The sequence below is a fragment of the Pseudochrobactrum sp. sp1633 genome, from assembly GCF_030376605.1.
Taxonomy (GTDB): domain Bacteria; phylum Pseudomonadota; class Alphaproteobacteria; order Rhizobiales; family Rhizobiaceae; genus Pseudochrobactrum.
In genome coordinates, this window is sequence record NZ_JARRAE010000003.1 from 167,825 (window position 1) to 187,477 (window position 19,653).

The 19,653-nt window shown below is 53.0% G+C and carries 14 protein-coding genes; 3 read left to right on the forward strand and 11 right to left on the reverse strand.

The features are described 5' to 3' along the window. Positions 1-26: 26 nt before the first annotated feature. Complete coding sequence (locus P8H26_RS04685; RefSeq protein ID WP_289631704.1) at positions 27-956, reverse strand: bile acid:sodium symporter family protein; 930 nt, start codon at positions 954-956, stop codon at positions 27-29. Positions 957-1,167: 211 nt separating this feature from the next. After that, positions 1,168-2,484 (reverse strand): MFS transporter, encoded by a 1,317-nt coding sequence (locus tag P8H26_RS04690; protein WP_289631705.1) that lies wholly within the window; start codon positions 2,482-2,484, stop codon positions 1,168-1,170. A gap of 222 nt (positions 2,485-2,706) precedes the next feature. Between P8H26_RS04690 and P8H26_RS04695 the strand changes: the two genes are divergently transcribed. Beyond that, the gene (locus tag P8H26_RS04695; protein ID WP_289631706.1) at positions 2,707-4,518 is read left to right on the forward strand and encodes a LysR family transcriptional regulator; all 1,812 of its coding nucleotides are present in this window, start codon (positions 2,707-2,709) and stop codon (positions 4,516-4,518) included. Between the two features lie 170 nt (positions 4,519-4,688). Here the strand turns inward: P8H26_RS04695 and P8H26_RS04700 are convergent, their stop codons facing one another. The 5 genes from P8H26_RS04700 to hutH form a co-directional block, all read right to left on the reverse strand. Then, on the reverse strand, positions 4,689-6,335 hold the full coding sequence (locus tag P8H26_RS04700) for a urocanate hydratase (RefSeq protein WP_289631707.1): 1,647 nt from the start codon (positions 6,333-6,335) through the stop codon (positions 4,689-4,691). A 24-nt stretch (positions 6,336-6,359) separates the two neighbouring features. Continuing rightward, positions 6,360-7,448 (reverse strand): DUF917 family protein, encoded by a 1,089-nt coding sequence (locus P8H26_RS04705; RefSeq protein ID WP_289631708.1) that lies wholly within the window; start codon positions 7,446-7,448, stop codon positions 6,360-6,362. A gap of 12 nt (positions 7,449-7,460) precedes the next feature. Next, positions 7,461-8,750: a Zn-dependent hydrolase gene (locus P8H26_RS04710; protein WP_289631709.1), complete on the reverse strand. Its 1,290-nt coding sequence runs from the start codon at positions 8,748-8,750 to the stop codon at positions 7,461-7,463. Beyond that, positions 8,750-10,111: a dihydroorotase family protein gene (locus P8H26_RS04715; RefSeq protein ID WP_289631710.1), complete on the reverse strand. Its 1,362-nt coding sequence runs from the start codon at positions 10,109-10,111 to the stop codon at positions 8,750-8,752. Before P8H26_RS04715 ends, P8H26_RS04710 begins: the two co-directional genes overlap by 1 nt. Positions 10,112-10,177: 66 nt before the next feature. After that, positions 10,178-11,860: a histidine ammonia-lyase gene (gene hutH / locus P8H26_RS04720; protein WP_289631711.1), complete on the reverse strand. Its 1,683-nt coding sequence runs from the start codon at positions 11,858-11,860 to the stop codon at positions 10,178-10,180. A gap of 402 nt (positions 11,861-12,262) precedes the next feature. Here hutH and P8H26_RS04725 point away from each other — a divergent pair, with 402 nt between their 5' ends. Next, positions 12,263-13,855, forward strand: coding sequence for an amidohydrolase (locus P8H26_RS04725; protein ID WP_289631712.1), 1,593 nt, complete (start codon positions 12,263-12,265; stop codon positions 13,853-13,855). Between the two features lie 59 nt (positions 13,856-13,914). Here P8H26_RS04725 and P8H26_RS04730 read toward each other — a convergent pair whose 3' ends face one another. After that, the gene (locus P8H26_RS04730) at positions 13,915-14,592 is read right to left on the reverse strand and encodes a metalloregulator ArsR/SmtB family transcription factor (protein WP_289631713.1); all 678 of its coding nucleotides are present in this window, start codon (positions 14,590-14,592) and stop codon (positions 13,915-13,917) included. Positions 14,593-14,750: 158 nt separating this feature from the next. Between P8H26_RS04730 and P8H26_RS04735 the strand changes: the two genes are divergently transcribed. Then, on the forward strand, positions 14,751-16,175 hold the full coding sequence (locus P8H26_RS04735) for an MFS transporter (RefSeq protein ID WP_289631714.1): 1,425 nt from the start codon (positions 14,751-14,753) through the stop codon (positions 16,173-16,175). A 50-nt stretch (positions 16,176-16,225) separates the two neighbouring features. Here the strand turns inward: P8H26_RS04735 and msrQ are convergent, their stop codons facing one another. From msrQ to gltA, 3 genes are all read right to left on the reverse strand, one after another. Next, positions 16,226-16,900: a protein-methionine-sulfoxide reductase heme-binding subunit MsrQ gene (gene msrQ / locus P8H26_RS04740; RefSeq protein ID WP_374708219.1), complete on the reverse strand. Its 675-nt coding sequence runs from the start codon at positions 16,898-16,900 to the stop codon at positions 16,226-16,228. A 160-nt stretch (positions 16,901-17,060) separates the two neighbouring features. Then, positions 17,061-18,014, reverse strand: coding sequence for a protein-methionine-sulfoxide reductase catalytic subunit MsrP (gene msrP / locus P8H26_RS04745; protein ID WP_289631715.1), 954 nt, complete (start codon positions 18,012-18,014; stop codon positions 17,061-17,063). Between the two features lie 225 nt (positions 18,015-18,239). Continuing rightward, on the reverse strand, positions 18,240-19,532 hold the full coding sequence (gene gltA, locus P8H26_RS04750) for a citrate synthase (protein WP_116088088.1): 1,293 nt from the start codon (positions 19,530-19,532) through the stop codon (positions 18,240-18,242). Positions 19,533-19,653: the final 121 nt, after the last annotated feature.

The following is a 19,653-nucleotide window of genomic DNA, read 5'->3' on the forward strand; positions in this document are numbered from 1 at the left end:
TTTTTCTTATCGGTGATAATGACTTATCAGTCGTTTTTCATGCGGGCGAAATAGTTTGCCAGCAATGCACCGGAGATATTGTGCCACACGCTGAAGATCGCGCTTGGCACTGCTGCCAGCGGCGAGAAGTGCGCATTGGCAAGCGCTGCTCCCAGACCGCTGTTCTGCATGCCGACTTCAACCGCAATTGCTTTACGCTTGGCAACGGACATACCGGTAAGCTTTGCAGCGGTAAAGCCGAGCAGATAGCCGATACCATTGTGCAGAACCACGACAACGAAGATCAGCAGGCCGGATGTGGCGATTGCGCCTTTGCTGCCTGCAACCACGGCGGCAACGATCAGTACAATGCCGGTCACGCTCACCAATGGCAGCACCGGTACGGCGGACTTAACAACACCCGGAATGAGTTTCTGCGCCAGAACACCAAGCGCCAGCGGCACGAGGATCACTTTAACAATGCTCATGAACATTGCCATTGCATCGACAGGCAGGAACTGACTGGCGAAGAACCAGACGAGGAATGGTGTTACCAGCGGTGCGGCCAGCGTGGTCACGCTGGTGCAAGCAACGGAGAGTGCCACATCGCCTTTGCCGAGATAAGTCATCACATTGCTGGATGTACCACCCGGGCAGCAGCCGACGAGAATAACACCGGCAGCCACTTCCGGTGACATCGGAATGATCTTGGTCAGCAGCACGGCAAGCAGCGGCATAATCAGAAACTGCGAGGCAACGCCGATACCCACATCAACCGGACGGCGTACCACTTCACGGAAATCGTCAAGGGAGAGGGTAAGCCCCATGCCGAACATGATGATGCCGAGCAGGGTAACAATATAAGGGCCGAATTGTTTGAAGGTCTCAGGGAATACAAAACCCAGTACAGCAAATAGCAGAACCCAGGCCGCAAAGGTCTTGCCTACGAATGCTGAAAAGGATGCAAGCGTTTTCATTACAGATAGTCCTTATTGAATAACTTAACCCGCTCTAATTATTGTAACGATGTATGGCAAGTTATTACTGAAATAAAATAAACCACCTGTGGGTAATAAAATGAGTCTGCGGCGGGGTGATATAGGCCTAAAGTTTCAGAACCTGTGAAAATGAAAACACCCGCCATGAAATTTCATGACGGGTGTAGCTTTGTTTCTGACGATGATTCAATCAGGCTGTTGCTTTGTTGTCGTCCATTTTGAAAATGGCGAACAGAGCGATAACAGCTGCGATACTGACATACCATGCAGGGGCACTGTAGCCGAGCGATGTTGTGCCGAGCCATGTGAGTGCTGCCGGAGCAAAGCCACCGAAGATCGTGGTGGAGATGTTATAGGCAAGCGACATACCGGTTGAGCGGATATGGGTCGGGAAGACTTCTGACAGCGCAGAAGGTGCAACGCCAACCACACCGGCAACCATAATGCAGAAGCAGCTCTGAACGGTAATCAGTGTTGCGAGTGTCGGCGAGTGATGTAGCCACCACAGCAGCGGATGAATAGCAATCAGCAGCACAGTTGCGGTGATTGCCAGTGTCAGGCGGCGGCCGATCTTATCGGAAACAGAGCCGGCAACGATACAGGCGATAGCCATCAGAATGTTGCTGATAAGCGCCGAGATGAAGGCCTGCGAACCGGTGAAGCCGAATGCACGCTGCACGTAGATCGGCATATAGATAACCATCACATAGACGCTGGCTGCCCAGAGCACGGAGAAGGCTGTGCCTTTGATCAATGCACCGCGATAGGTGGTGAAGATCTCTTTCAGCGGAGCATGTTCTGCTTTGGCTTCCGGCTTTTCATCGAATTTTGCTTTGAAAACCGGTGTCTCATCGAGCGAACGACGCATCCACAGGCCGACAGGTGCAATCAGCAGACCAATAATGAACGGCACGCGCCAGCCCCAGTCACCGATCTGATCTTCGGTAAGAAGCGATGTTACCGCGAGAGCCACAAAGGCACCGATAATATTGGAAAATGCCATACTGGCCTGCAACCAGGCGGCATATTTGCCCTTCTGTCCTGCCGGCGCATGCTCAACGAGAAATGCTGCGGCACTGCCGACTTCACCACCTGCGGAGAAGCCCTGCAGCACACGGCCTGCAAGAATAATCATTGGTGCGCCGATACCGATAGCGGCATAGGTCGGTGCAATAGCTATCAGCAGCGTACCGGCTGCCATGATCATGATTGTCAGAAACAGAGCGGCCTTACGACCGGCTTTATCGGCATAAACGCCCAGCACGACCGCGCCCAAGGGGCGGATCAGAAAGCCGAGACCAAATGCCAGAAACGACTTGATCAGTTCAACAGTTTCATTTCCGCCAGGGAAAAAATTCTTGGCGATATAAACGGCAAACAAAGCGTAGATTGTAAAATCATACCATTCCAGAGCATTACCGATTGAGGCGGCAGCAACAGCCTTTTTGGCGTTGGAATTTTGCTTTGTATCCGATTTGATAGTTTGATTATGTATAACGTCCGTCATATGACAGGCTCCCCCAAACATTCCCGGCTATGGTATCTCTTGTCCCATGCTCCCACCGGCAGTACGAGACAGTAACAATTTAAGTTTCTGCTGACAGATGACAAAAAATGAATGTCTCCATAGCGAAAAACGAAATAGTGTTTCACTAGAGTAGTTTTTATATGTCTGTGGCATATTCAGTTGAAATTTATAATGAAAATCAGCGTTTAAGGTTCAGTGTCTATGATCGAGCTGCGTCAGCTTTCTTATTTTGTTGCGGCCTGCCATCAAACCAGCTTCAGCAAAGCGGCAGAAGTACTGGATATTGCGCTGTCGACATTGAGCGTGGCTTTGCAGAATCTGGAAGAGGAAGTCGGCGCGCAATTGTTCCGCCGTGTGTCCGCAGGCCTGACCCCGACAGTGGCTGGTCGCTGGCTCTATCGTGCGGCGATTCCGCTGTTACAGGCCGAGGCCTTTACCCGTCAGGCAAGTATGCGGGAATGTACCGAGGAGAGTGAATTCAGCCATCTGGTGGTTGAAGTGCAGCTGATGTTCTCTCTGGGTAATATTTCCAAGGCGATCAGCTCTGCGCTGGTCGGTTTGCAGCGTGATTATCCGGATGTTTTCATTGAGCCGCATTGGGGCAGTGCTGATGGAGAACCACCATTACCGTTGACGGAAAGTGCAAGAAGCAACCGGATTATTTTCAGCTATGAGAATAAAGGCGTTGCCGTGCACGATGATCCGTGGGTGCTGGCACGTAGCTTTCCTTTGCAGACGGGTGAAACACCGGTTCTGACTGAAATGCTGGCAGGCCCCGTGATTGTGCCCGCATTGCCGGAGCCGCTGCTGCATGATCTCTCAAGCTATCTGGCAAAACACCCGATTAAAAATATCCGTTTTACGCAGGATCATCCGGGAACACTGGCACGCCTGAGCGGGGAGAACCCTGATACGGCTTTTCTGGTGCCGCAAAGCACGCTGGCGAACCGCATGGGCTTGCATCGGCTTAAACTCGTGCCGCTTGACCCGCCGCTCATCAGTCAGGTGCGAGTGCATATTGCCGAGCCGCATCCGGTGGCAGAGGAAACCGTGCGGCGTATCCGTGCGGCACTGGCTTCCGGTGAACCGTCTGCGCTCTATCAGCCGCAACTCACCAGACGGCAATTCAGCTATTTCCGGCTGATCGATAATAACCGTAATCTTACCGCTGCTGCCCGCGTCGCCAAAGTCGCCCAACCGGCAATCACCGGACAATTGCGCAAGATGGAGCAGGTGATCGGCAAGCCGCTGTTTGAGCGCCGCCGCGACGGGCTTGTGCCGACAGATGCCGGACGCGTTTTCCGTATCGGCAGTGATCTGATCGATACGCGTTTGCAATCTATGGCCGTTCATAGTGCGGGATCATTAGGGCGTAATCGTTCACGTTTACGCATCGGCGTGCTGCCGTCCGTTAGTCAGGAAAGCACTCTGCTCGCAGGCATGACCGATGCGGTACTGCGCTGGCGAAAAAACCATCCGCAGATTGATCTGCAAATTCTGGAAGCGCCGACCAGCGTCTTGCAGGATTGGGTGCAGGCGGGAGTGATCAGCCTTGCCGTGCTGGAAACGGATATGCCGCATATGGCGCGTTTCAGCCTCAATGTTGAGGAACCGTTATCGCTGATCTGTCATCCTGATTTGGCCACGGAATTAACTCAGGATACAGCGATTGATCTGGAAACGTTGCGTCAGGTGCCGCTGGTTCTGCCGACCATGACATTCGGCATCCGGCAATTGCTGGAAGCGCAACTGAGCGAACATCATCTGACATTGGAGCCGGTTATAGAGATCAATTCTCTGCCGATGATGATTGCGATGATCCGGCGCGAAAAGCTTGCGACCTTGCTGCCGGTCTCAGCAGTGCGCCGTGATCTGGAGCAGGGCACATTGGTTAGCCTTGAGTTGAAGCCGCATATTCTGCGCAGGCTGTTTGTGATCTACTCCAATGCCCGCACATTGACGGTTGCCGAAAGAGAACTGGTGCGCGAATTACGGGAAGCGCTCACTCCATAATCTGGCTATAAATGAAAACAGGCGAAACCGGAGTTCCGCCTGTCCTCTCTACGGGGGAGGATTAACTGACTTTTTTAATCGCATTATCCTACGCATCGAAGCGGGAGAAGAAATCAGTCCGGTGAACTGATTTCCCCGCGAAGGCGCTACACACTTTTGCTGGAAATGCTTTACGCTAAATTGAAGTGGCGGATGTTTTTCTTTTCCGCTTCGTCCAGCGCTTCTTCATAACCGGCATCAGCATAACGCATCACGCCGAGCGATGTGTCATTGGTCAGCGACAGTTCAATGCGAGTATCTGCATCATCTGTACCATCGGCCACCACAGTCACACCCGCGCTGGTCATATAACCGGAATAGCCGCCGCCACCGGAGTGGATCGCCACCAGATCAGCCTGCGACGAGCACATGGCCAGAGCGTTGATCAGCGGCCAGTCGGCAATCGCATCAGAACCGTCACGCATATTCTCGGTCATGATATTCGGATGCGCCATCGCACCAGCATCAAGATGGTCACGGGTAAAGGCAACAGGGCCGGAGAGCGTACCGTCACGCACCATGCGGTTAACCGCCAGCGCTAGTTCTGTGCGCTCGCCATGACCGAGCCATGCAATACGCGCAGGCAGGCCTTCAAACGGCACATGCTCACCGGCCAGATTGATCCAGTTGGTGACAATGCGGTTATCGGCAAAGGCTTTGAGGATATAATTGTCGATAATGCGGATATCTTCGCGGTTATTCGACAAAGCAATCCAGCGGAACGGGCCAATAGCGCGGCAGAACAGCGGGCGCAGGAAGGCTTCGGTGAAGACCGGAATATTGAACGCATCAGCCACACCGCCGTCTTTGGCATGGGTGCGGATCAGGTTGCCATTGTCAAACACCACTGACCCGGCTTTCTGGAAGCCAAGCATTGCCGTGACGTGACGAACGATGGACGCGCGGCTTTCATTCATCAGTGTCTGCGGGTCGCTCTTGCGCATGGCGCGGGCTTCATCCAGCGAGCGGGTCGCCGGTACATAGCCGTAAACCAGATCATGTGCGGAGGTCTGATCGGTCACGATATCAGGAATGATATTGCGCGCCAGAATCTGCTCATAAAGATCAGCGGCATTGCCATGAACGCCGATGGAAACAGCACGTTTCTCGGCCATAGCAGCTTTAACCTGCGCCAGCGCATCGTCCAGATCTTTGGCAATCACATCGAGGAAGCCGATATCCTTGCGCTTCTGAATGCGCTCCTGATCGATTTCAACGCAGAGCGTAACCGCACCAGCCAGACGACCTGCCAGTGGCTGCGCGCCGCCCATGCCACCAAGACCGGCGGTGAGGATCAGACGACCGGCCAGATCATTGTTGAAGCTCTGCTCGGCAATGCGCATGAAGATTTCATAGGTGCCCTGAATAACACCCTGCGAGCCGATATACTGCCAGTCACCAGCAGTGAGACCGCCCCAGCAGATCAGGTTCTGCTTTTCCCATTCGTAGAAATTTTCAGCCTTCGCCCACTGACCAACCATATTACAGTTGGCCATAATCACGACTGGTGCCTGTTTATGGGTTTTCAGAATGCCTATCGGCTTGCCGGATTGCACGACGAGCGTTTCGTCTTCTTCAATCTTGTGCAGGCTTTCAACGATCTTGTCATGGGACGGCCAGTCGCGTGCGGCTTTACCGAGCGCGGCATAGACCACCAGATTGTCAGGGTCTTCACCCACAGCCAGCACGTTTTCCATCAGGCGCAGCAGGCCTTCAGCGCGCCAGTTTTTGCAGCGCAGTTCGGTGCCGGTGGTGACGTTAAATTGTTTCTTGGACATTATAATTCTTTCTAAACCGCTAAATCAGGCCAGTGCGTAATCAGCAAGCAAAATACCGAGTGCCTTTTCGACGATCGGATAAACGCTCGGATCTTTGACTGATGCGCTGAGCGGGATTTCCGTTTTGGCGATGTGGAACACCAAAATTTCCATGCCTTCATGGACATTGCCGACACTGACAGGGCTGCCATTGGTGTCGAGTGTGGTGATCACATCAGGGAAGGTGGCAAGACGCTGACCATCACCGTCATCCACGGCCATATATTCGTTCATCACATGCAGGATCGCATCGCGGTTGCCGTCACGCACGGTGATGGTGCCGATGTCGAAAGCTTCCTGCGTGTAATGCACATTCTTGGCAGTGACTTTGCCCTGTGCGAGAATGCTGCCATTGGTGGTTTTACAGATCGCATCAATCACCGCAGTTGCACCTTTGCTCTGGGCTGCGCGAATGGCTTCACCAAGGGTCAGAGCGCGGGAGATGCCGCCGAGTGCTGCATTCTTGCGCACATAGGAAGCACGCAGCGGATTGCGGCAGCTGGCGATGAAACCGCCGGACATATCGGAGGCTTTGCGCAGGATCGGCGAGATTTTTGCTGTCGCGCCGCGTGTTACCAGCTCGATATAGGAGTTAGAATCGCGGTGACCACCAACGGCTGTCTGGATCATCTGCTCAGGGCTGTTGGCCATGCCGATGGAGCCCATATCACCGGTCGGATGTGCACGGATATCGCCCACAGCATCAATCACCTTGGTGCCGAGAACAGCAGAAGGCAGCCATGCATTCATGGTGCTGGACATGCCGTTCTGGCCGATCATCAGGCCATAGACTTCGTCGCCTAGCTCATATTGCAGCAGTTCAACAGCTTTCACATAGTCGATGCCGAGCATTTCCCACTGGGTGGTGCTGGCCGGTGCGCCGATTGCTGCGGCTGTGGCGATCCATGCGTCATCGGATACTTCTTCCATATCCACCAGTTCAGGCCGGCCAATGGTGACCGCAGTAGTGCCCAGCATACGGCCATGCTCGACCCAGCCGCCGCCGCCTGCTGCAAAGACCGAACCGCCTGCAATTGCGGATTCCACGTCATCCAATGTTAAAATACGCCCCATAATGGCCTCCTCTTAAATGCTGTTATGCGTTTGATTGGTAATCGGAGTGCGCTCGTCAAACCGGCGCACTGCCGCAAACATTGCCGCAGCACCTGCTGCAATGTCGTGTTTCTCTGCCCATTCTTCCGGTGTGTGGCTGCGCCCGCCGAGGCATGGCACAAAGACCATAGCTGCCGGTGCCAGCTGGCCGATAAAGGCCGCATCATGCCCCGCACCGCTGGCGAGTTGCAGATGGCTATGGCCGAGTGCATCAGCGCTTTTTGCCAGATCATCCAGCAGACCTAAGTCACAATCCATCGGCATGGTGTCGGAAAGGGTCTTGAAGTGGCTGCGCTCCACACTGGCTTTTGCGGCAGCATCTTGTGTCGCCGCATCAATGCTTTCCAGAAAACGCAGGGTCTTTTCACGTTTGCCGGTGCGGATATCGACAATCACCTTGGCCTGTTCCGGCACCACATTGGCACCGCCCGGTTCAAGGGTGAGAATGCCGACCGTGGCAACAAAATAGCCGTCCGGCTCGGATGCCAAGGCTTCGGCCTGTTCACGGATTGCTGTGACAGCTTGTGCAGCCGCATAAAGCGCATCACGGCGCATATGCATTGGCGTGGTGCCCGCATGGTCAGCGGCACCCTGAAACGCGATTTCCAGACGGGTGATGCCGACAATGCCGGTCACCAGACCCAAATCCGTCTTGCTCTGTTCCAGCACAGGGCCTTGCTCAATATGCAGTTCCAGATAGGCGGCAATATCATCCTTGCGTATAGCCTCTACGAGCTTGGCCGGATTACCGCCGACACGGATCAGCGCATCGCCGAGACGCTCATCCTGCGGGCCGGTAAAGTCGAGCATAGCATTGGTCAGCTGACCGCTCATGCCACGGCTGCCGACACAGGAGAGGCCGTATTCACTCGGTTCTTCAGCGAGAAAATCCACCACTTCCAGATTATGCTGCAACTCAATACCGGCATCGCGCAGGGCGCGAGCAACTTCGAGTGCCGCCACCACACCGGCAATACCGTCAAAGCGTCCGCCGGATGGCACAGTATCGCTATGCGAACCCATCATAATGGTTTTGGCGTGAGGCTTGGCACCGGCACGGCGGCCGATCAGATTGCCTGCGGTATCAATGCGCACCTTAAGACCGGCGGCTTTGAACTGCTCAATCAGATAGGCGCGGCCAGCCAGAAAACGTGGTGTAAAGGAACGGCGGGTGTAAGGCTTGCCCGGCTCGGTAATATCAGCCAGCGCCATAATATCCTGCCAGAGCCGGTCACCATCGACGAGCGTGTTAGAAGCCGCCATTATGCGGCTCCTTTGCGCGAAGCAGGGCGTACAAAGCGACCGGAACCCGGTTCAGCCGTAACCACACCTTCAGCCATGGCACATTCACCGCGCACAAATGTATGGGTGATACGGAATGGCAGTTTGATGCCGTCATAAGGGCTCCAGCCGACAATATTATTGCCGCTTTCTGCCGCCTTATAGGTATAAGGATCGCGGCGTGCCAGCACGATATCCGCATCAAGACCGGCACCGAGCGCACCCTTGGTCTGACCGAGACGGAACAGATTGGCCGGATTATGCGCCAGCAGACGGGCGGCATGGCTGAGCGACAGACCGCGTTCATCCAGACCTTTGAGCAGCAGCGCATAGAGCGCTTCCAGCCCCGGAACACCGGATGCGTTTTTCAGCATGTTTTCATCGTTTTTGCGATCAAGCGACCAGCTCACATGATCGGTGGAAACAATGGTCACATTACCGGCGGCCAGTTGCTGCCAGATGGCTTCACGCTCGGCGCGGTTGCGCACCGGCGGGTTGATCTTAGCGCGGCCGATCAGGCGGCTTACATCATCTTCTTCACATAATGTCAGATAGTGGATGCAGGCTTCAACCGTTGCGGCATAGCCCTGTGCGCGATAACCGGCGGCCAGTTCATAGCCACGACCAACGGAACAATGCACCACATGGGTGGCACAACCGCTCATGGCGCCGATTTCATAGACTTCTGCCATAGCCAGCGTTTCAGTCACCGGCGGGCGGCTCATGCTATGGGTCAGATAATCGGTACGGCCGCTTTTCTCAACCTGATCGATGTAATAGCGCACCATTTCATCATTTTCATTATGAATACCGGCAATCAGACCATGACGGGCAATGGCCGAGAAACACTCAAAAAGCATCTGCGGGGTAATGCGCGGAAAGCGCTCAGGATGCGTACCGAAGGTGGAGAATTTGAAACCCGCCGCACCGGCTTCAACCAGACCGTCAATATGTTTGGTGCCGTCTGCCGGATGCGCCGTGGCATAAAGCGCGAAATCCACGCGCGCTTCCTTGCCAGCGGATTCCACTTTGCGGGTGAAGCGCTCCGGCGTGGCGATCAGGTCGCCGTCGTCATAAGGCATATCGACAATCGTTGTCACACCGCCTGCAGCGGCCGAACGGGTCGACCAGATAAACTCTTCCTGATTTTTCTGACTGCGACTGTGCACCTGACCGTCAATCGCACCCGGCAGCACCAGATAATCCGTACCGCCGTGGCTTTCACCTTCAGGGGCTGCACCCTGACCGGTCTGGACAACGCGGCCGTCGCTGACCAGCACCCAGCCATTATCAATGACCTGATCGGGCAGAACCACTTTACCTTTGAAGACTTTATCCTGCATTGCGGCATTCCCTCATTCTGACTGCCTGCATTGTTTTGGAATGCAGGCAGTTATGCGATTTAAAAATTACTTGGTGGCTGGCTGCGTGAAAGCGTGCAGTACCTGCACACCGGCTGCAAAATCAGGCGTGTAAATGCGATCCTGATCGACGAATTTGACCTGTGCACGATAGGTTTCCAGCAGCTTCGCGGATGTCTTGCCGAGCGCAACTTTGCCACGCAGATCAACCGCCTGCGCCGAATGCAGCAGCTGAATGGATGACAGGCTGTACATATTGCCGAGAATGCGCTGGAGATTGCTCACAGCCAGCGGGGCATTATTGCCGGTATCTTCAATATTGCCTGCCATGGCAAAAGTATCGAGCGAGACAGGCATGGCCAGCTGGCGATTTTCCGCATAGAGCGCAACGAGCGGCTTCTGCATGGCACCAAAGGCATGGCCTTCATTTTCAGGACCAGCAAGGAAGCGCGGCAGCTTGGTGAAATCCGGATTTTCCGTGCGGATGGTCTGCATCACAATATTCTGCGCCAAACGGGTGAGGGCGACATTCAGATTTTCCACACGGGTGGCAACCGGCAGCATATCGAAATTGGCTGTCGGATAAATCGCGCCATGTACATCGCCTGCCACCTGATATTTGTGCAGCTGGTTATGACTGTCAGCCGCTTTTTCCGCAGGCTTGTCGGAAGCCACTGCGGCCGGATTGTCATCGCTGGCATTGATATGGATATGCAAAGCTTCTTCGAGTGCGGCCTGTGCTTCCCATGCATTACCAAGCGCATAGGCCATCGTGCGGTAAGAGAGTGGATCCTGCAAAGCGCGGCCGTCAGACTGCTGCCAGAGATAGGAGCCATCCAGTGCTGCACGAATATCTGTTGCCGCCTTCACCATTCCTGGAAATGGGCGCAGTTCAGTTGTCTCGCTCAGGAAAGGCGCGACATTGCCGTTATAGCCTTCAAGCGACAGAGCAAAAACGGCTGTGGCGGCTTCCAGATAATGGCGGGTTTCTTCTGCCAGCAGAGCAGCCTGACCGGCAGTCAGCGCATTGGTGCTGAGAATGGAGAGAAAGTCTTTGCCGACTGGTTCAATCGGTTTCAAACCGGCCAGTTTCAGGGCTTCTGCCGCAGGCATACGCTTGCCCTGATAATCCACAAACCATTCGCCGATCATGGCCAGACCGATATGGGAGGCCAGCGTAATATCGGCCTCACCGACAGAACCTTTTTCTGGCACAACGGGAATAATGTCGTGATTGAGGAAATCGCGATAGGCTTCCACCACACTTAGCTGTGTTCCTGTTTCACCGCCGAGCATTTCATTGAGGCGGATCAGCATACCGGCGCGCACTGCCTGCGCAGGCATAGCCTCGCCAATGCCGCCACCATGGGCATGAAGTGAACTGGTGTTGAAGCGGCGGGAAAGAGCCAGCAATTCTTCATCCAGCGTGCGGCGGCCTTTAACCTCTTTGAAAACCGGTTTGTCCTTGTTCCAGCCCACGCCGACATTCAGACCGTAAACCGCGGTTCCTTGCAGCGCAGCTTCCATCACCAGTTCAAAACTATGGCTGACTTTTTGTGCCGCTTCCGGAGCGATTTCGACTTTTTCATTTTTGTTCGCTGCGAACTCTGCCACCTGCGCAGTGGTGAGCTGCGTACCGTTAAGCTGCAAAGCTTGCGCATAGGCTGCGGAAGACGACAGAAAGGCAATAGTCAGAATGCTGATTTTGGAAAGGTGATTGAGCTGTTTCATACTGGGTTCCCGTTTGCCTTTTCCCTCTGGATGAGGGTGCTTATGGATGCGGCAAATTATGGGTCAGTATAGGAATTGCTTGAAAGGCCGGAACGGCGAAATTTGCGAAACCGGCAATAACAAAAAGCTAAATAGCTTTACGCTGAGAGAATGTTTTTCTTATCAGGGCGAAGGGTGCATCCGGTGCGCGCAGTATTTCGTTTTTATGCAGAGTGAAAAAGACTGAGTATATGTGAAAGGCGGAATTTCCTAAATGAAATTCGGCGTTTTGTTATTTTGAAAATAACAATAAATTCAGTAAAAACAAAAGGTTATATTTTAGAAAATAAAGATTGTGTGCTGTATTTTTGTGTTTAATTGTCAGCAGGTAACTGCCATGCAAATTAAAGAGCGGAGCTATACATGCCTTGTAATCTCACGTCTAAAATTGCACTCAGCCTTATGATGTCGGCCTCATTGCTCAGTCAGGCCGCAGCACAAAAATCAGAACAGGATATCAAAACCTATAAGCAGCAGGTGACAGCAGATGTAGAAAGCCGTGCCAAGCTTGCACAGGAGATGACGGATTCAATTTTCAGCTTTGGTGAGCTGGCTTTTCAGGAAGTGGAAACTTCGAAATACATCACGGATATTCTGGAAAAGAACGGTTTTACCATAGAGCGCGGTGTTGCCGGTCTGCCAACCGGCTGGGTGGCGCGCTGGGGTTCCGGCAAGCCGGTGATTGCACTGGGTAGTGATATTGACGGTCTGCCGAAAACATCCCAGATGCCCGGTGTTGCCTATCGCAAACCGATGATTGAGGGCGCACCCGGTCACGGGGAAGGGCATAATTCAGGGCAGGCTGTGAATGTGGTGGCGGCACTGGCGCTTAAAGAGCTGATGGAGAAGGAAAAGCTCTCCGGCACGCTGGTGCTCTGGCCGGGTGTGGCTGAGGAACTGTTGGGCGGCAAAGCCTATATGGTACGCGACGGCGTGTTCAAGGATGCGGATGTGGTGCTGTTCACCCATGTGGGTAATAATCTGCAAACTTCATGGGGCGCTTCCAATGGCACGGGCATGGTCTCGGTCAAATATACTTTTGGTGGTGAGTCTGCCCACTCTGCCGGTGCGCCTTGGCGCGGACGCAGTGCGCTTGATGGTGTGGAGCTGATGAATATTGGCTGGAATATGAAGCGTGAGCATTTGCGGCCTGAACAGCGCTCGCATTATGTAATTCCTGACGGCGGTGATCAGCCCAATGTGGTGCCGTCTGTTGCCAGTGTTTGGTATTTTATCCGTGAGACGGATTTTGAGAACATCGCCAAAAATTTTGCTGTAGCGAATACGATGTCTGAAGCAGCGGCAAAAATGTCGGATACGACAGTCGAGCGCCAGATTATCGGCACAGCAGCACCGCGCCATTTCAACAAGCCTGTGGCAGAAGCTGCTTATGCCAATATTCTGGAAGTAGGCCTGCCGAAATGGACAGAGGATGAAAACAGCTTTGCTAAAGCAGTGCAGAAGGCTGTGAAAGGCAAAGAAGAGGGGCTGGCAACCGAGCTTAAAAAACTGGCGCCACCGCCTGCAAAACCGGAAAGCGGCGGCTCTGATGATATCGGCGATGTGTCATGGATCGTGCCGACAATCACGCTGAACTATCCGTCGAATATTCCGAACCTTCCGGGGCATCACTGGTCAAATGCCATGTCTATGGCTACGCCGATCGCTCATAAAGGTGTGGTGGCCGGATCAAAAGTCGTTGCGATGACGGGCGTTGATTTGCTGACGAAGCCGGAGCTGGTGACGGCGGCAAAGGACTATTTTACTAATGTGCAGCAGAAAGATCAGAAATACCTGCCGATGCTCGGTGCTGATGATAAGCCGCAAATTCAGTTGAATACCGAGATTATGCAGCAATTCCGCCCTGAAATGCAGAAGCTCTATTATGATGCGGAGAAATATCCGACCTATCTGGATCAGCTCGGCATTAAATTTCCGGAGCTGAGTGCGCAATAAGCTATAACCTGCAAAAACAAGAATACAGGCAGCTGCAGCAACCGTTGCCTGTATAATTCTTATGTGACCGGCGTGATACGATAGGCGCATCGCCGCGCACCGAGCAAAATATGCTCGCACCGTTCAATTTTGCAGCCATCACCGAGAATGGTCTGGAATATTGTGAGCTCCGAACGGCAAAAACCCTGACAAACAGCTGCCGCTGCACAAATAGGGCAATGATTTTCAATCAGCAGCCATGTCCCGTCCGGCTCGGAGCGCCATTCCGACATATAGCCTTCTTCGCTGCGCAGTTGTGAAAGACAGGCAATGCGTTGCTCAACGGCAGTCATATCCTGCATCGCCGCCCGATAGGTGTCTAATACCTCTTGTTCACGCAGGGCGATGATACGGTCAGTCAGACTTGCTTCAAGCTTGTTCATATGCCGCAATAAGGTAGCGGTCAGTTCGGCATGTGTATCAGGAAAACGGCTGTTACCTTTATCGGTCAGCTGCCAGAATTGCACCGGTCTGCCAGCCTTTGGCTTTTTTTCAGTAAGATAGGGTTCAACCAGTCCTTCTGTCACAGATTTTTGCAATTGCTGGCGTATATTCTCTGTGCCGGTGCCTGCAAGATTCGCCAATGCGGATATTGTTTGCGGACCACGGGTTTTAAGAATAAACAGCAGGCGTCCGGCAGTGCTTTGTTGAGCAGTGTCGTTTTTTTCACCTGAGGTGGTAATGTCACAACTTGACATTTGGTCTCCTGCTGAATATTCCAAGTACATACTTGCTTAATTAGCGGCTTTGTCAGGGCTTTGCAACCCGACCGGTATAATCCGGTTAAAATTGATGAGAAACACAGGCGCATTCCCGCCGGAACTCATGGTTTTTGAGAGCTGTTCCGGAGAATACTATGTCTGATCCAGCATCGCTCGTCAGTCACCATAAGGTTGGCTGGGGAGATTTGTTGACTGGCAGAAATGCCGTTCGCTCACTGGCGCTTGCAGGTGGTGTCGGGCTGCATGCCATTAATGTTTATATTGCGACAACAATTCTGCCATCAGTCGTGACTGATATCGGCGGGCTTGATTATTACGCATGGAACACGACCCTGTTTATTGTAGCGTCGATCATCGGTTCCACGCTGGCGGTTAAACTGTTGCGCGCAGTCGGTCCGCGTAAAGCCTATGCAATCTCAGCAGGTGTTTTTGCTCTGGGTACGCTGATTTGTGCAATGTCACCGAGCATGCCGATGCTGCTGGTCGGGCGGTTCGTGCAGGGTTTTGGTGGCGGTTTCATGCTGGCATTGTCTTATGCCATGATCCGCATTGCATTTCCTGAGGCGCTGTGGCCAAGGGCGATGGCGCTGGTTTCCGGCATGTGGGGCGTGGCTACGCTGATCGGACCGGCCGTTGGTGGTATATTTGCAGAGCTGGGGCAATGGCGCGCGGCTTTCTGGCTGGTTGTGCCCGCAGCCTTGCTGTTTGCAGTCATTGCACTGTTCGTGCTGCCGGATGAGCGCCATGAGGATGAAGACACCAATCGTCTGCCATTCGCGCAACTCACCCTGCTGACACTGGCTGTTTTTGCAGTATCACTCGGCAGTGTCAGTCCGCAGGTTATATGGAACGTGGCTGGTATCAGCAGCGCAATTATCCTGATTGCGTTCATGATCCGTCTGGAGACAACCAGCAGCAAGCGTTTATTGCCAAGCGGCTCGTTCAGTTTCAGTCAGCCGCTCGGCCCTGTCATTGTTACAATGTCTTTGCTGGCGCTGACTGTAACCTCGGTTGAAGTGTTCATACCGCTGTTTTTGCAGGTTTTACATCATCAGACACCGTTGGTTGCCGGTTATCTCGCCGCTCTGATGGGCGCAGGCTGGACACTCGGTTCAATCATGAGTTCCGGTATTGCATCGCGCCGTGTTCGGGATGTGATTATTATCGGCCCGCTGACGTCTTTTGCCGGTATGGTTCTGCTGCTTTGGTTGCTGCCAATTGCCAGCGGCGGAACCTATCTGGAATTGCTGCCGCTCTGTGCCGGTTTTCTCGCCGTTGGTTGTGGTGTGGGCATGACATGGCCGCATCTTTTGACACGGGTGCTGAAGGTCGCTCCCGATGATGAAAAGGATCTGGCTTCTACCGCCATCACCACTGTTCAGCTGTTCTCGGCAGGTCTTGGTGCAGCGATGGCCGGTATGGTGACCAGCCTTGGCGGCCTGACAGTTCCGGGTGGCATGGCAGGAACGTCCAGCGCTGCATTCTGGCTGTTCCTGAGTTTTGGTTTAGGGCCTTTGCTGGCATTCTTCTGTGCTTCACGCATGGTCAAACGCTGGTAAAATCAGTCACTTGCGTTAAAAAGATAAAGCTGACCGGCACGTTGTGCTGGTCAGCTTTTTTTATGTGCCAGATAGGGCTGCCGGACGAAGCGCCATGCGACGAGTACAATGATAATCAGGCCGTAAATCAGCGGCTCCGGTGGCCAGCTTTTAACCGACATCAGAAAATGCAGGCTGCCGGCAAGGGCGATGATATAAATCAGCCGGTGCAGGCTTTGCCAACCGCTCTTGAGCTTACGGATTGACCACTGGTTTGAAGTTATTGCCAGCGGGATCAGCAGTAAAAAACCGATAAACCCAAAGACGATAAACCAGCGTTGCGTTACATCCTTCACGATTTCCGGCCAGTTCAACCCGCGGTCGAGAATGATATAAGTCGCAAAATGCATGGCCACATAATAGAAGGCCAGCAGGCCGAGAGCACGACGATAGGGCAGAAAATTCAACCGGAATAAATCGCGCAGCGGCGTGACGAGCAAAGTCAGGATTAAAAAGCGTAAAGCCCACAATCCGAGCACATGCTCAAATTCTTTGACCGGATTTGCTCCCAGTTGATTGGTGGCAGCCAGCCAGAATGCCCATAGTGCCGGAGCCAGACCTACAGCATAGATACCCCATCGCAACCAGGGATTATTGGGGATTTTGACCGGTGGCTTACGTGCAGCTGTTTGTTTGCCCGATGTGCGGGGCATAGCGATAGTTTGCGCAGCGATATCAGGTTTCATGCCGGTTCCCGCTCTAGAGCATTTCCAGTTTATTTTGGATCATAGGAAATGCTCTATCTTTTTGTTTATACGCGTATCTTATCTGATCGAAGCGGGATGAGAAATCAGTCTAGTGGACTGATTTCCCGGAGAAGGCGCTTCACACTTTTCGGGATACACTCTAATAATTCTTGGTCAGATCCATGCCGCTGTAGAGTTGGGCAACATGCTCGCCATAACCATTAAACGGTAGTGTATCGCGCCTGTCCGGTGAGAAGAAGCTGCCGCTGCCGATGCGTGTTTCCGACTTCTGGCTCCAGCGTGGGTGATCCACTGCCGGATTAACATTGGCATAGAAACCATATTCCGAAGCGTTCTGCATTTTCCATGCAGTGACGGGCTCTTTGTCGGTCAGTGTAATTTTGACAATGGATTTTATGCCCTTGAAGCCATATTTCCACGGCACAACGAGACGCACCGGCGCGCCGTTCTGATTGGCGAGGGTTTCGCCATAGAGGCCGGTTGCCAGTAATGTGAGCGGGTTCATCGCCTCATCAAGGCGCAGCCCTTCACGATAAGGCCAGTCGAGTACCGCAAAAGCACCGCCAACGCCCGGCATTTCTTTTGGCCGCAGAGCCGTTTCAAAGGCAACATATTTGGCAGAGCCGAGCGGTTCAGCCAGTTTCAGCAGTTCTGACAACTGAAAGCCCTGCCAGGGAATAACCATCGACCAGGCTTCGACGCAGCGCATACGATAGACGCGCTCTTCAATGCTCATTTTCTTGATCAGGTCATCAATATCGTATGTCGCAGGCTTTGCCACCATGCCGCCGACTTCGATTGTCCACGGGCGTGGCTTGAAATTGCCGGAGTAGCTGGACGGATCGGATTTGCCTGTGCCGAATTCGTAAAAATTATTATAGGTCAGCACAGAGTCTTTTGGCGTCAGCGTCTCATCAGTTTTGAAACCGTCTGCACTGTCTTTGGCTGAGGCAATATCCGGTAATAGACCGCCCAGAGATAAACCAATGCCGGCAGCAATACCTGTTTTGATAAATTCCCGTCGCCGCAAATAAAATGTCTGACTGGTGATTTCAGAGGATGCGATATCGGATTTAAAAAATGATTTAGACATAGCACTTGCTCCCTGCTGACTTGCGTCAGCGTAATTATAGGGGAATAGGGCGGAATTAATATCGGCTAATATATTAGAGGAAATCTATGGTAGAATTTAGTTTATAAAACGGGATTTGTAAGATTTAAATATTGTGAAACATAAAAAAGGCTCCCGAAGGAGCCTTTTTTATTTGTCGGAGCCGGATATTGATCCGAGATAGTGCTCTCAGATATCCGGCACAGATTATTTGCGTTTAGCAAGCGGTACGAAATCGCGCTGTGCGTAGCCGGTATAAAGCTGACGCGGACGGCCAATTTTCTGCTGCGGATCTTCAACCATTTCCTTCCACTGGGCAACCCAGCCGATGGTACGGGCAACGGCGAACAGAACAGTAAACATTTCTGTCGGGAAGCCGAGAGCCTTGAGAGTGATGCCGGAATAGAAGTCGATATTCGGATACAGCTTCTTCTCGATGAAATATTCATCGGTCAGAGCAATATTTTCCAGTTCCATTGCAACGTCGAGCAACGGATCATCTTTGATGCCGAGTTCGCCGAGAACTTCATGCGTGGTTTTCTGCATGATGCGGGCGCGCGGATCGTAGTTCTTGTAAACGCGGTGACCGAAGCCCATCAGACGGAACGGATCATTCTTGTCTTTTGCCTTGGCAATAAATTCAGGAATACGATCAACCGAGCCGATTTCAGCCAGCATGTTCAATGCAGCTTCGTTGGCGCCGCCATGAGCAGGGCCCCAGAGGCAGGCAATACCGGCAGCGATACAAGCAAATGGATTGGCACCCGAAGAACCGGCAAGACGCACAGTTGAAGTCGAGGCATTTTGTTCGTGATCAGCATGAAGAATAAAGATGCGGTCCATAGCGCGTGCCAGAACCGGATTAACCTTATATTCTTCGCAAGGCACGGCAAAGCACATGCGCAGGAAGTTGGAAGCCAGATCAAGATCATTCTTCGGATAAACGAAAGGCTGACCGACATGATATTTATAGGCCATTGCGGCCAGTGTCGGCATTTTCGCCAGAAGGCGGATCGAGGCAACCATACGCTGATGCGGATCAGTAATGTCGGTTGAGTCGTGGTAGAAGGCGGACATGGCGCCAACGCAGCCAACCATAATGGCCATCGGATGTGCATCACGGCGGAAGCCAGTGAAGAAGCGCGACATCTGCTCATGCACCATTGTGTGGCGGGTCACGCGGTAGTCAAAATCTGCTTTCTGGGTCTTGGTTGGCAATTCGCCGTAGAGAAGCAGGTAGCAGGTTTCAAGGAAATCGCCCTGTTCGGCGAGCTGTTCAATCGGATAGCCGCGATGCAGGAGAACGCCTTCATCACCATCAATATAAGTGATTTTGGATTCGCAGGAAGCGGTTGAAGTGAAACCAGGATCGTATGTGAAGGAATTTGTATTCTTGTAAAGCGGGCCGATTTCGACGACATCTGGTCCGATTGTACCTTTGCGGACCGGCAATTCGGTCGAATTGCCATTTAGCGTGATTGTCGCTGTCGTATTAGACATACTGGTTCCTTTCATCATCGCGCTCACTGCTCGTGGATAGCAGTAAATTTGGAGCATACTGCCGAAAACGGGTGTTTCGGTTTAGTCTTATGCATAGAAACATACAGTTAGGGTATTTTCA

What these genes read in the sequence shown, in the direction of transcription:
- P8H26_RS04695 (WP_289631706.1), top strand. Translation starts at nt 2,707, where the DNA reads ATGATCGAGCTGCGTCAGCTTTCTTATTTTGTTGCGGCCTGCCATCAA.
- P8H26_RS04710 (WP_289631709.1), bottom strand. Translation starts at nt 8,750, where the DNA reads ATGGCGGCTTCTAACACGCTCGTCGATGGTGACCGGCTCTGGCAGGAT.
- P8H26_RS04685 (WP_289631704.1), bottom strand. Translation starts at nt 956, where the DNA reads ATGAAAACGCTTGCATCCTTTTCAGCATTCGTAGGCAAGACCTTTGCG.
- P8H26_RS04715 (WP_289631710.1), bottom strand. Translation starts at nt 10,111, where the DNA reads ATGCAGGATAAAGTCTTCAAAGGTAAAGTGGTTCTGCCCGATCAGGTC.
- P8H26_RS04735 (WP_289631714.1), top strand. Translation starts at nt 14,751, where the DNA reads ATGTCTGATCCAGCATCGCTCGTCAGTCACCATAAGGTTGGCTGGGGA.
- P8H26_RS04725 (WP_289631712.1), top strand. Translation starts at nt 12,263, where the DNA reads ATGCCTTGTAATCTCACGTCTAAAATTGCACTCAGCCTTATGATGTCG.
- P8H26_RS04700 (WP_289631707.1), bottom strand. Translation starts at nt 6,335, where the DNA reads ATGTCCAAGAAACAATTTAACGTCACCACCGGCACCGAACTGCGCTGC.
- P8H26_RS04730 (WP_289631713.1), bottom strand. Translation starts at nt 14,592, where the DNA reads ATGTCAAGTTGTGACATTACCACCTCAGGTGAAAAAAACGACACTGCT.
- gltA (WP_116088088.1), bottom strand. Translation starts at nt 19,532, where the DNA reads ATGTCTAATACGACAGCGACAATCACGCTAAATGGCAATTCGACCGAA.
- P8H26_RS04705 (WP_289631708.1), bottom strand. Translation starts at nt 7,448, where the DNA reads ATGGGGCGTATTTTAACATTGGATGACGTGGAATCCGCAATTGCAGGC.
- P8H26_RS04690 (WP_289631705.1), bottom strand. Translation starts at nt 2,484, where the DNA reads ATGACGGACGTTATACATAATCAAACTATCAAATCGGATACAAAGCAA.
- msrQ (WP_374708219.1), bottom strand. Translation starts at nt 16,900, where the DNA reads ATGAAACCTGATATCGCTGCGCAAACTATCGCTATGCCCCGCACATCG.
- msrP (WP_289631715.1), bottom strand. Translation starts at nt 18,014, where the DNA reads ATGTCTAAATCATTTTTTAAATCCGATATCGCATCCTCTGAAATCACC.
- hutH (WP_289631711.1), bottom strand. Translation starts at nt 11,860, where the DNA reads ATGAAACAGCTCAATCACCTTTCCAAAATCAGCATTCTGACTATTGCC.